Source organism: Microvirga sp. M2, from assembly GCF_047497095.1.
GTDB lineage: Bacteria > Pseudomonadota > Alphaproteobacteria > Rhizobiales > Beijerinckiaceae > Microvirga.
Map to the genome: position 1 here is coordinate 931,936 of NZ_CP134064.1, position 12,439 is coordinate 944,374.

Annotated in this window: 9 protein-coding genes and 1 pseudogene; 8 read left to right on the top strand and 2 right to left on the bottom strand. The window is 64.2% G+C overall.

Translation table 11 applies throughout. From position 1 onward, the window contains the following. The first annotated feature begins 17 nt into the window (after positions 1-17). The 4 genes from RE429_RS23880 to RE429_RS23895 all read left to right on the top strand — a co-directional run bounded on the left by RE429_RS23880 (position 18) and on the right by RE429_RS23895 (position 2,856). Positions 18-1,190 carry a zinc-dependent alcohol dehydrogenase gene (locus tag RE429_RS23880; protein ID WP_414475822.1) on the top strand — a complete coding sequence of 391 codons (1,173 nt, stop codon included), beginning with the start codon at positions 18-20 and terminating at the stop codon, positions 1,188-1,190. 12 nt (positions 1,191-1,202) lie between these two features. Beyond that, positions 1,203-1,778 (top strand): cyclase dehydrase, encoded by a 576-nt coding sequence (locus RE429_RS23885; RefSeq protein ID WP_414475823.1) that lies wholly within the window; start codon positions 1,203-1,205, stop codon positions 1,776-1,778. Positions 1,779-1,786: 8 nt separating this feature from the next. After that, positions 1,787-2,236 carry a DUF488 family protein gene (locus RE429_RS23890; RefSeq protein WP_414475825.1) on the top strand — a complete coding sequence of 150 codons (450 nt, stop codon included), beginning with the start codon at positions 1,787-1,789 and terminating at the stop codon, positions 2,234-2,236. Between the two features lie 128 nt (positions 2,237-2,364). Beyond that, complete coding sequence (locus RE429_RS23895; protein ID WP_414475826.1) at positions 2,365-2,856, top strand: GAF domain-containing protein; 492 nt, start codon at positions 2,365-2,367, stop codon at positions 2,854-2,856. A 30-nt stretch (positions 2,857-2,886) separates the two neighbouring features. On the opposite strand, the gene RE429_RS23900 is transcribed toward RE429_RS23895, so the two are convergent. Continuing rightward, positions 2,887-4,302: a M10 family metallopeptidase gene (locus RE429_RS23900; RefSeq protein ID WP_414475827.1), complete on the bottom strand. Its 1,416-nt coding sequence runs from the start codon at positions 4,300-4,302 to the stop codon at positions 2,887-2,889. Between the two features lie 555 nt (positions 4,303-4,857). After that, positions 4,858-5,888, bottom strand: a pseudogene (locus RE429_RS23905) (IS110 family transposase). Positions 5,889-6,357: 469 nt separating this feature from the next. Between RE429_RS23905 and RE429_RS23910 the strand changes: the two are divergent. From RE429_RS23910 to RE429_RS23925, 4 genes are read left to right on the top strand one after another with little or no spacing between them, the layout of a single operon-like run. Then, complete coding sequence (locus tag RE429_RS23910) at positions 6,358-6,567, top strand: hypothetical protein (protein WP_414475828.1); 210 nt, start codon at positions 6,358-6,360, stop codon at positions 6,565-6,567. A gap of 14 nt (positions 6,568-6,581) precedes the next feature. Further along, on the top strand, positions 6,582-9,548 hold the full coding sequence (locus RE429_RS23915; protein ID WP_414475829.1) for a peptidoglycan-binding protein: 2,967 nt from the start codon (positions 6,582-6,584) through the stop codon (positions 9,546-9,548). A gap of 9 nt (positions 9,549-9,557) precedes the next feature. Then, positions 9,558-9,920 carry a hypothetical protein gene (locus RE429_RS23920; protein ID WP_414475830.1) on the top strand — a complete coding sequence of 121 codons (363 nt, stop codon included), beginning with the start codon at positions 9,558-9,560 and terminating at the stop codon, positions 9,918-9,920. Further along, positions 9,904-12,438, top strand: coding sequence for an Hsp70 family protein (locus RE429_RS23925; protein ID WP_414475831.1), 2,535 nt, complete (start codon positions 9,904-9,906; stop codon positions 12,436-12,438). Before RE429_RS23920 ends, RE429_RS23925 begins: the two co-directional genes overlap by 17 nt. The last annotated feature ends 1 nt before the right edge of the window (position 12,439 follow it).

Here is a 12,439-nt window from a genome sequence, read left to right on the forward strand (position 1 = left end):
GCTGGAAGGAGATTTCGATGAGGGCCCTCGTTTGGCACGGCACGACGGACATTCGCTGCGATTCGGTTCCTGATCCGGAAATCGAGCATCCGCGCGATGCGATCATCAAGGTGACGAGCTGTGCCATCTGCGGCTCCGATCTCCACCTCTACGACCATTTCATGCCCGGCATGCAGAACGGCGACATCATGGGCCATGAGACCATGGGCGAGGTCGTCGAAGTGGGCGCCGAAGCCAAAGGCAAACTGAAGGTCGGCGACCGGGTCGTGATTCCCTTCACCATTATCTGTGGCCAATGCGACCAGTGCAAACGCGGCAATTTCTCGGTCTGCGAGCGAACCAACCGCAACGGCAATATCGCGGCAAAGGCTTTCGGCCATACGACCGCGGGATTGTTCGGCTACACGCATCTGACGGGCGGTTACCCGGGCGGTCAGGCGGAATATCTGCGCGTGCCGTTCGCCGACGCCACCCACATCAAGGTGCCCGACGGCATTCCGGACGAGAAGCTGCTCTTCCTGAGCGACATCTTCCCCACCGGCTGGCAGGCCGCGGTGCAATGCGACATCCAGCCGACCGATACCGTCGCGATCTGGGGGGCGGGTCCCGTCGGCCAGATGACGATCCGCAGTGCGATCCTGCTCGGCGCCAGGCAGGTGATCGTGATCGATCGCGTTCCGGAGCGGCTCGCCATGGCGGAAGCCGGCGGCGCGATCACCATCAATTTCGATCAGGAGAGCGTCATTGAGCGTCTGAACGAACTCACCAACGGCAAGGGGCCGGAGAAGTGCATCGACTGCGTGGGCATGGAAGCGCATGCGGCCGGTACGGTCGACGCCATGTATGATCGCGTGAAGCAGGCAACGATGATGGAAACGGACCGTCCGCACGTGCTGCGCGAGATGGCCTATGTCTGCCGCCCGGCCGGAACGCTCTCCGTGCCCGGCGTCTACGGCGGACTGCTCGACAAGATTCCCTTCGGCGCCATCATGAACAAGGGCCTTACGATCCGCACCGGCCAGACCCACGTGAACCGCTGGACCGACGATCTTCTGCGGCGCATCGAGGACGGGCAGATCGACCCGTCCTTCGTGATCACCCATACGGTGGGCCTCGAAGAGGGGCCTGAGATGTACAAGATTTTCCGGGACAAGCAGGACGGGTGCGTCAAGGTCGTTCTCAAACCTTAAAAGGTGGATGTCATGCGCTACGAAACCGAAAGAACCCGTCGGCGCGGTCAGGCCGACACCGCGACCGACACGCTCGCCCGGGGCCTCGGCGTCTTCTCGATCGCCCTTGGCATTGCGGAGGTCGTTGCGCCGCGCGCTTTGGCCCGTGCGCTCGGCATGAAGGGCCAGGAGGGAGTGATCGTCGGTTATGGGGTGCGGGAAATCGCGACGGGCGTGGGAATCCTCGCCTCGAAGGATCCGACGCCATGGATCTGGGGCCGTGTGGCCGGCGACGGCCTCGACCTCGCGACGCTTGCAACCGCGCTCGAAGGCCCCAATCCGAACAAGGGCAATGTCGGCATTGCCATGGCGGCGGTCGCCGGCGTGACGGCGCTCGATGTCTATTGCGCCCAGACCCTGAGCCGCGAGAGCCCGCATCCGCTGCCGCCGATGCAGGATTACTCGGATCGGACCGGGTATCCGCGCGGACTCGAACAGGCTCGCGGTGCCGCGCGCGACTTCGCGGTCCCGGGTGATTTCCGCACGCCGGAAGCGTTGAGACCCTACACTCAGCCCAACTTGCCGCAGCATCCGATGCCGTCTATGTAATCTCCTGCATGTCCAAGCCGCAGGTTTTCACCATCGGATACGAGGGAGCGGATCTCGACCGCTTCCTCGCCAGACTGAAGGATGCGGGCGTCGAAACGCTCGCGGATGTGCGCGCCGTTGCACTGTCCCGGAAGCGCGGGTTCTCGAAATCCGCGCTCCGCGAGGGGCTGCTGGGGCAGGGCATCGGGTACGAGCATTTCATCAAGCTCGGAACGCCCAAAGCGGGCCGCCAGGCCGCCCGGGCCGGCGACGGCGATCTGATGCGCCGGATCTACTGCGACGAAGTCCTCTCGACGGAAGACGCCCAGAAGGCTTTTCGCGACCTCGAAGCCCTGGCCGCGGCGCGGCCGATCTGCCTTCTCTGCTTCGAGCGCGATCCTGCCAATTGCCACCGGCGCGTCCTTGCGCAACGTCTGGCGAGCAGAGGCTTCGAGACGATCGACCTCATGGTTCCATAGGCGATCCGGCCTCAACGGCCTCGGGCAGCCGGCCTTCGAGGGCTTTCTCGCGAACGAGGAGTTCCTGTGATCCCGCCGGGGCCTGAGGTGGGCTGGACAAGCGGGAACAGGCCTCATAAGTGAGTCTCATGTTCCAAGCTCAAACTCTCCCTTCGTCCGCCAGCAAGCGCGATCTCTATGCTTCGCTTGCTCAGCAGCTCGCCGCCCTGCTGGAGGGCGAGCCGGACGCCATCGCCAACGCGGCCAATATGTCCGCCCTGATCTATCAGCTTCTGCCCGATCTGAACTGGTCCGGATTTTACTTCATGCGCGGCCCGGAGCTGGTCCTGGGCCCCTTCCAGGGCAAGGTCGCCTGCGTGCGCATTGCGGTGGGGCGCGGGGTCTGCGGGACGGCCGTGGAGCGCAGGGCTTCGGTCGTGGTGCCGGATGTCGACGCCTTCCCGGGCCATATCGCCTGTGACGGCGCGTCCCGCTCCGAACTGGTTGTGCCGCTCATCAAGAACGGGCAGGTGTTCGGAGTTCTCGATCTCGACAGTCCGCATCCGAACCGGTTCGATGAGGAAGACCGTGAAGGATGCGAGCGGCTTGTCCGGATCTATCTGGAGGCATCCGCGCTTTAGGACCGGCGCATTGGATCGGCGCCGGCAGCGTCAAAGGTAGAAATCGTCTTTGGAAAGCGCGGTCAGGCCGGTCACGCTGACCGCAAAATCGGCGATCTTGTCGCCGTTCACATCCGCCGACAGCACGCCGCCGGCAAATTTGAGCTGCCCGGCATGTCCGGAGAAGGCTGATTTTCCGATGAAGGTGAAAGCCTGATCGCCGGCGATTTTGGTATTGGCATCGATGGCGCGCAGATCGATATGATCCTGGCCGCGCTTGAAATCGGTGATCCTGTCCCTGGACGCTGCCGGGGAATCGCTCAGGCTCAGGAAAACGAACGCATCGGCGCCGCTGCCGCCGGACAGAATGTCGCTTCCGCCCTGCCCGTAGAGCTTGTCGTTCCCGCTGCCTCCGGACAGGCGATCATTCCCGTCGCGGCCATAGAGCTGATCGTTTCCTGCGCCACCCTGCAGCGAGTTGGCAGCGGCATTTCCCTTGATCATGTCGTTGCCCGAACCGCCCAGCGCATTCTCGATCAGGGAACGCATGTCGTTCCCGTACAAGAGCGCGTTGGCGATATTGCCGGCGGCGAGCTTCGTGCCGCTCCAGGTGAGCTTTGCAAGCTGTGCGCTCGACGTGATGGTCCATGCGCCCGGATTGAGATCGATCTTGAGTCCGGTCGTATACTGCCTGAAATCGTAGGTATCGGTCCCGCCGCCGTCCCAGACCGTCTCGAAAATCCGGTTGCCGCCGGCGGTGCTTTGCAGGACGCCGTTCACATAAGCGCGCCCGGCCGGGGTCCAGACATAAGTCGTGTTGCCGCTGTTGGTCGCGTAGTTCGCGCCGTAGAGATATTGGATCGCCGCGATGTCATACATCATCAGCGATTGCGCGTAGCCCCAAGTCTCGTTCGTGTAGCCGTACGACAGGGAGGCTCCGACATAGGAGCGGTAGCTCATGACGGAGTATTCGATCGAATCCCGGCTCAGAGGCATCGCGGTGCCCTCATGGGTGTGTTCCAACCCGAGAGCGTGGCCGAGCTCGTGCACGATGGTCGCGTAAGCGTAGTTTCCTTTCCGCGGAGCATCGTAGGTGTGGCTCGAGCTGTTCAGCCAGACATCGCCGCCGGACTCCGCTTCGGTCGGAAAGTAGGCCCAGGCCGTGCCGGGGGCATCGGAGCGCGCAAAGCGGATATCCGCGTGCCGGGAGGCCGTCTCCGACATTTCCTGAAAGGACAGGTTGGCAACGGAGGCATAGAGCGTCAGCGCCGCGCGCGCGGCCGTCTGCTGAGCACTCAGGAAGCCTCCGAAATTATTGGATGATTCGCCGTAGCCGTAGGACGGCTCATAGAAGGTGGAGGAGGCCGGAAAGCTATAGGTAAAACTGTCGGTGCCCCATTTCTCATCGCCGAGCAGAGCCCTGATGTAGATGTTGGCGGAGCTGGTGATCGCGAGAGTAGAAGGCATTGTGTCGTCGGCCGGTCAAAGGAGGCCTGCTCCCGGATAAGGAGCGGCCCGGAGTGATACGAATGGCTCAGAAGCAGGTTGTCCGGCTGGGTTTGGCCGATTCGGGCACAAAGTCCCATCGCGGATCGGCCCGGCAGCCAAAATATCATGAAGGCACATCGTGCCTGCCCCACGAAGCGCACCCGGGCTGACGTTCCATCATTCCCGAGCGTGAGAACTTTAGCCTAAAAGGCGGAATTTAAGAAGCGATCTTCTTCATGTTCGGCCCATGCCGGACACCATGTCGCAGAAATCGGCGCAGTGCTTCTGTAATGGGCCGTTTGGTGTCAATCCCCTGAGTGATAGTCCTGTCGCCGAAGTCTTGCTTCTGTTCGGGGTCGGCGCGAGGCCGCCCCACCATGCCATCAGAGAGGATGCGGTCAGCCCATCTAGGACGCGTGTTCCACCCGATGGGTGCTCACGGCACTACTTACGGCTTGACCGCCTCCATCGTCCCGGCGACGGGACCTCAGGGGAACAGGACGAGAGCCGCCCTGTTCCGAATGCTTGCTCCTCCTATGCGGCAACACCCTGCCGGCTCCAGCGGAAGGTGGTGCCGTCGATCCAGATGCGATGCAGAATGACCGCAAGTTTCCGGGCCAGCGCCACCTTGGCCCGCCGCATGCCGCGCCGCTTGGCCACCTCGAGCGCCCAGCGCTTGAGCGCCGAGAAGCGCACGGCCCGCGTCAGCAGGATGTGGGCGCCCTCATACAGCGCCGTGCGCACCATCGGGTCACCCACCCGGCTCACCGCTCCGTGATATCCGTCTCGCCTGACTGATACTTCTTAGGGGTCAGGCCAAAGTGCGCTCCCACCGCCCGCGAGCGCGAGAAGCGCTCGGGATCGTCCACCGCGGAGGTGAAGGTGACTGCAATCAGCGCTCCGACGCCTGGCACGCTCATCAACCGCCGGCAGACCTCGTTCTCCCGGGCGATCGCCAGCATGGCGCGATGCGACCGGGCAAACTCCGTCTGCAGAGCCTCTCGGGCCCGTAACATGGCCTCGGCGATCTTCTCCAGCATCTCATGACCTGCCGTGAGGGTGCGCACCCGCGTGGCGAACTGGCCCTTGCTGATCGCGCCGATCTTCAGGCCGAAGCCGCGCAACAACCCACGCAGGCTGAGTTCGATATCGCGCATCTTGGCCTGCAGCTGCTTGCGGGCCATGAGCAGGGCCCGGACCTCCTGCGCCGGCGGCGACTTGCAGTGGACGGGCCGGAACCAGCCCATGCGCAGCAGCTGGGCGATGCCGCGGGCATCGCGCCGGTCGGTCTTGACGATCATGGCCGAGAGCGCCGCCTTCACATGCCGGGTCTCCAGCAGCACGACCTCGAACCCGGCGTGCAGAAGGCCGGCATGCAGCCACTGCGAGAGCGGCCCGGCCTCCAGGCCGACGCGGGTGAGTGGCAGGTCCAGGCTGGCGAGGAAGGTAGCGAGCGCCTCAGGCTCACTGGCGACCTTCGCCTCGCGGATGATCTGCCCGGAGGCATCGAGGATGCAGACGCTGCTGAGTTCCAAAGACACGTCAATTCCAGCATAGTAGTCCATGGCTGTCCCTCATGATGCTTGGGGCCGATCACTCGGACCCCGGTTCAACACACATCACTCTGAGGGACAGCCACCCGTTCCGCTACCTCGTGAGCGGCAGGCCCATTACGGCATCTAGTTCATACGCGGCCGAGCTCTTGAGAGAGGCTCGCTTCATTGGTCCTTGAGGTACCGGAAGAACTGTGAGCGCCAGAAGCCGCCGCATCTGGGGCGCATTCTTCGTCTCGCGGGCGAGCACGCGAAGCTGAGGCGCATCAAAGGCAGAACGGAGTGGGATTGGCACGGCGAGCCACCCTGGCTCACCAAACTGAATGACACTCGCCTTGTCCCGAAGAGCACAAGCGGATCTGCCCTTCAGGGTCTTGGTATTAGGCGTCAAACCCGCATATAGGACTTTACACTCTGCGGATCCGTGCGATGTTCACGGTACCTATCGAGCTATCGGCTCGATCGGCTGGGGGCATCGACCATGACCGACAATCCCGCGCAAGACGGGGTCTCTCATGCTGCCGGCACACGCCGGCAGATCCTGTTGCGCCTTGGATCCTCCCTCATCAAGGACCTCAAGAGGGCGGACACCGACCTTGATATCTCTGCATCCTCCGGCGCGAATGGGGCGGTCGACGCATGGCTGCGTGCGCGCAGCCTGAGACGCGACGACGGCCACACGGCCGGCTAGCCGGAGGCCGGACGATGACCGGCGCCGCGATGCCCTCAGCCTTCGACCTGCTGTCGAACCCGTTCGCGCTCCTCGGCGTGAAGATGACGGCCGACGCCCGCGAGATCGAGGATGCCTTCGGGGACGCGGTCGCGGACGAAGTCGCCCCCGAGCAGGACCTTCAGCGGGCCCGTCAGGTCTTGATGACACCGCGCATCAGGTTGGAAGCCGAGGTCTCCTACCTGCTCGATGTGGATCTCGGGACCGTCCAGGAGGTGCTGAGGATGCTGAAGTCTCCGGGGCTTGCTTCGGACGCCGCAGCCACTCTCTCGACGAAGCTTCACTCTCTCCCGCGTTCGAACTTCCTGGCTCATGTCCATGCGCGAGTGCCGGCTGACGGATCGGCCCTTGCAACGTTGCTCCAGGCGCAGGCCGCGGCGGCCCCAGGTGCCGCCCTCGACGCCATCAACGATGCCCGCGAGACTGCCGGCATGGTCAAGGCCGATCGCGAGGCGGTCGCCCAGGTCCTGAGAGACCTGTTCGAGACCCAGGACAAGGCGGTCCTTGCCACTTTCGCGAACCCGGAAACGGCGGCGGAAGCGGCCACCAAGGCGATAGAGCCGCTTCTCGGAGCATCCGACCCGGCCTTGGCGGAACGCCTCGACGTGTTCATGAGCGCCTACGGGCAGATTTCGGATCCCGAACTCTCGCGACGGCTCGAGGCCATCCGTTCGGCCTGTGAAGGGCTGAAGGAGAACCCCAAGGATCCGGAGCCTCCCGAGTCCCTCATCCGGAACCTCCATGCCTGGAGCGGCATAGGGCGGCCTCTGCAGATCCTCGAGGAGCACAAGGGACGCGACGACCCGCGGGCCCGGGAGGTGTTCGGTGAAGTCAGGGACATCTACCTCTGGGTCGCCAACGAGCACGGCCTACACTCCCTATCAGGAAGAATCCTGCACGCGGCCATCGAGGCCTTCGCGCGGCTTCCTCGGGCAAGCGAGCAGATGGCAGGCGATCTCGATATCCTGCAGAGCAACATCGCCTTCGAGCCCTTTAGGCCCCTCGTCGAATACATCCAGGAACTGAAGGACTCCCTTACCTTCCTGGATTCCGATCTCCGGCGCGGTGGTTTCGGCACCGGGGCCACGGGACAGGCCGAGCGCCTCTTCGAGCTGTTCGCTGCAGCGGTCGCGGGAACGAAGGGTACGGACCTGTCCGATGCGCCATGGATGGCAATCCGTGACCTAGCGATCTCCCTGAACAATGACCTCGATGCTCCCCAAGGATCCTTGGCACTGCTGAAGGGCGCGCTGTACCACGCCAGCCGCCACCCGCCGTCGCAGGAGGTGAGCGACCGCTTGAAGTCAGACAAGCAGGACATCGAGGGCATCATCGCCCAGCGCGAGCTCATGGAACATGTCAAGGCTGGGCGCCGCGACGAGGCGCTTGCGATCGTCAACAGGCTCCTGGGGGATGTCCAAGGCCGCGGGGAGGAGCGAGATTTCCTTCTGAAGGTTCGTGCGGGCCTTGAGCATCAGAGAAAGCAGAAGAGCAAGCGGCTCGTGAGCCGGCTTTTCTGGGGGGCAGCAGCCATCGGCGGCATCATCCTCTTCATTGCCAATCAGAAGCCAACCCCCACGCGGACGACGTACTCGTCACCCCCGTACACGGCGCCGGCCCCACGCCCGACCCCGCCCCAGGCTCCCACCGTCCCGAGGCCTGATCCTGCGCCGACGGTTCCTGCACGACTGGATACCGAGGACATGCCATCGGTCGGCGACGGCTCCCGCGCGCTGGGCGCATCGCAGATCAGGTACTGCCTGTTCCAGCAGGTCCGACTTGAAACCATCCGCACGGAGCTCTCCGAGAGCCAGGACGTATCCCGCTTCAACGGAATGGTCGACGATTGGAACGCGCGCTGCAGCCGCTATCGCTACCGAGAGAGCGACATGACGGCTGCTCAGCTCTCTCTCTCGTCGAAGCGATCGGATCTTCAAGCCGAAGGCCGGCGCATCGCGGCATCGATGCCATCACGCGTGTGGCCGACGCCGTCGAGCATACCGCCTGCTCCAGCCAGCACCTACAATTCCGCTCCGGCCACTCCCGTGGCCGTTCCGCAGTCCCAGATCCCGCAGCCCGCCAACACCCCGGCGCCATCTCCGGTGCAGTCGTTGCCGCCTCCGGTGGACATCGCCTCGATCCCAGGTACCGGGGGTGGGGCAGCCGCCTATGCAGCCGAATTCAGCGACCTGCTGAGGGTGGAGGATGCAACCCGGATCCAGCAGCGTCTGTCGGATCTCGGCTACCTTACAGGAATTGTCGACGGGATGTGGGGCCCGAGGTCCCGAACCGCCCTGCGCGACTTCAAGATGGCCAACGGCCTTGCGCGGGATGACGTCTGGGATGAACGGACGGAGACGGCTCTCCTCAGCCAATACGCTCGCCGTGCCTCGGGGACATTGACGAGCAAGTCCGACCGCTGGATCCCGGCAGGCTACCCGCCTCCGAGAGGAGCCTCACTCAACCCGCTGAACAAGGCCGATGCCGCACGTGTGCAGCGTCGTCTTTCCGAACTCGGCTTCTACAGCGGGGCCGGTGACGGCGTCTGGGGCCTGGCCTCACGCTATGCGCTCCGCGATTTCAAGGCGGCCAACAACCTTCCGGCTGACGATTCCTGGGATGCTAGTGCCGAGAAGGCCCTTTACGGACCGCGAGTGACCCGTGCTGAAGAGACCGTCATCGGGGTCTGGGCCAGGGATCCGAGCTACTGCCCGGCACCGGGAGGCGACACATCCAATTCCCTTCGCATCACCTCGTACGAGCTCGAAGGGCTCGGACGCGAGTGCAAAGTCCTCGGCATGTCGCGATCCGCCAAGAACTGGAAGGTCACGGCGGAGTGCCCGGCCGGCGTCGGGAATCTTGGTTACGTGCTCTCGAACGGTCGCCTGTACCGGGAAGAGGACATGCTGAGATACGCCTACGTCCGCTGCCCCATAAACTGAGAGAGTTCGATGGACGATGTTAAGACCATAGCCGCCCTGGCGGCGGAATTCTGGAAGGTGCTCCGCACACTGGAGCGTGCCGCTGAAAACGTGCCCGACGCGGCGAAGGCTCGCCTCCAGGCCCAGGCCCGATATGCGGCTGGCAGGTTGGACGCAATCCTCGCCGAGCGCGGGATGTCCGTCCTCGGGTTCGACGGCCGCACATTCGAGGTCAACCTTCCAGTCTCGGCCGTGAATGCGGACGATTTCTCCGACGAGGAAGGTCTCGTCATCGAACGAACACTCGAACCCGCGGTGGTGTCCGACATGGTCCCCGTGGTCACGGGCAAGGTTTTTCTCGCCAGGAGCGAAGCGAATGCATCTCGGGATTGATCTCGGCACCTCGAACTCGGCCATCTTCGGCAACGACAAGGGCACCCTCCGGCTGTTCAAGACCGTCGAGGGGGCAGACGTTCTTCCCAGCGCGATCCTCATCGATCGACGCGGAAACGTGCACGTTGGCAGGAAGGCCTACGAGCAGACTGCATTCTCGCCGGAGAACGTCGCCCAGGGTTTCAAGCGCCTCATGGGGACGAGCAGCACGGTCCACTTCCCGGGCCCGAACAGGACCATGAGCCCCGAGGAGGCCAGCGCGGAGGTGGTCAAGGCTCTCCTCGCGCAGGCCAGGATGGCGGCCGGCGAATTTCCGGTAGAGGGCGCGATCATCACCATTCCGGCGGCCTTCAACCAGATGCAGTCCGAGGCCACGATGCGGGCCGCTGCAGCGGCAGGCCTCGACAAGGTCGGGCTCCTCCAGGAGCCCGTCGCGGCGGCCATGGCCTCGATCGCGGAGGCCTCCAACAAGAACGGGCAGTTCCTCGTCTACGACCTCGGTGGCGGCACGTTCGACGTTGCGATCGTCCAGAGCGTCGGCGGCACGGTGAACGTGGTGGCGCACGCCGGCATCAACATGCTGGGCGGACGCGATTTCGACCGGGTGATCGTGAACTCGGTCGTTCGCCCATGGCTCCTGGAGAAGTTCGACCTGCCGGAGAACTTCCAGACGGATTCCACCTACAACCGCATGCTTCGGGTCGCCCAGTTCTACTCCGAGCGGGCCAAGATCGAACTATCGGTCCAGGAAACCGCCCGCGTGTTTGCGGACGAGAACCAGATCGGGGCCCGGGATCGCAGCGGGGAGGATATCTACCTCGACGCCGAACTCACCCGTGGGCACCTCGAGCAGCTGATCGTGGACGAGATCGACCGCTCGATCGCCCTGTGCCGCAAGCTCCTGGCCGACAATGGGTACCAGCCCGGCGACGTCGACCGGATCGTGTTCATCGGTGGGCCCAGCCGCATGCCGATCGTCCGTTCGCGCGTGCCGGAGCAACTCGGGATTGCTGCGGACCTGGATACGGATCCGATGACGGCTGTGGCCAAGGGCGCCGCCATCTATGCCGAGAGCCGCGATTGGAGCGGAACAGCTTCGAGCGCGAAGTCCACCCGTGGCTCTGCCCGGGCGGAAGGTCCCGTCGATATCCGCTTCGACTACCCAGCCCGCACGTCCGACAGCCGGATCAGGATCAGGATCAGGCCGGGAGCATCGGTCGGCAACGGCTACCGCGCCCAGATCGACAATGCGGAGGGTTGGACGTCGGGCCAGGTCGCGGTCGAGGGGAACACCTCGGTCAACGACGTTCCGGTGCCGAGCCGCGGCGACAACCGGTTCCGGATCACTGTCTTCGACCCGAACGGCTCGCCGGTTCCCGAGGCCAGCATCCAGTTCACGGTGACACGGACCGATGCCAGCGCCGCGGGTATCCCCGCGACCCAGACAGTCTCGGTCAAGATCGTCGATGGCGCTCCCGGAGCCGAGTACAACGCGCTCTGCGACCTTGTGAAAAAGGGAACCCTCCTTCCAGAAAGTGGAACGCAGAAGTTCCGGTCCGCAAGAGACATGCGTGCCGGCGACGGCACTCATCTCGATTTCGAGTTGTACCAGCAGGAGGAAGGCGTACGCGATCCGGACCTCAACTTGAACATCGGTGCTTTCCGGATCGACTCCGAGGATCTCGAGCGAGGTGAGGTGGTCAGGCGCGGAGACGAGGTGATCTGCCAGTGGTCGATGGACGACAATGGCCTTCTGAACTGCACCCTGTCGCTGCCGGCGATCAGCCGGGAGTTCAACGTCGGCAAGTTCTACGTCGCCACAGCCGGTCACCGGAACTTCGACGGCGAAGAGGGCACGAGGTTGGCCTCCGCCGTTCTTGACGACGCCGAGGCTGACTTGGAAAACCTTCGGGAGGCTCTCGGGTCGAGAGTGCAGGCCGAGGCCGCCGAGATCGCCACGCACATCGACCGACAGCGCGCCAACCTCGAGTCGGCATGGGACGCCGATACCCGTCGCTCCGTGGCGGAGGAGGGGCGTCTGATCCGGCAGGAGATCGCCCGGATCAAGACGCGACCGGAGCATCTCGGGCACAGCCTTGCTGCCGAGATCAGGAGCTTCCGTGGCGCCTATGACACCGCAGTCAGGCCCGATGCCGATCCCAAGCTCAATTCCCAGGCGGATCGTCTCTTCGCGCATGCGCAGGATGCCGTCGCGCGAGGCACCCCGGAAGCCATCAGGGACGCCCAGGCCTCGCTCCGCGAGGCCGTGGCTCTGGCTCGGGCGGACCTGTACAAGCGCCCCGAGTTCATCGTCTCGATCTTCCGGGACATGGCTGGCGACAGGCACTTCGCCATAGACAAGGATCTGCACGACAGGCTTGTCCGGAAAGGAGAGGAGGCTATCAGCCAAGCGGACATCGACGGTGTGCGTCGCGCCATGTCGCGGATGCACGACAACATGTTCCGGGTCGGAGCGGCAGCACAGACCTCCACCCTGGCCAGCCTGATGCGGTGGTGAG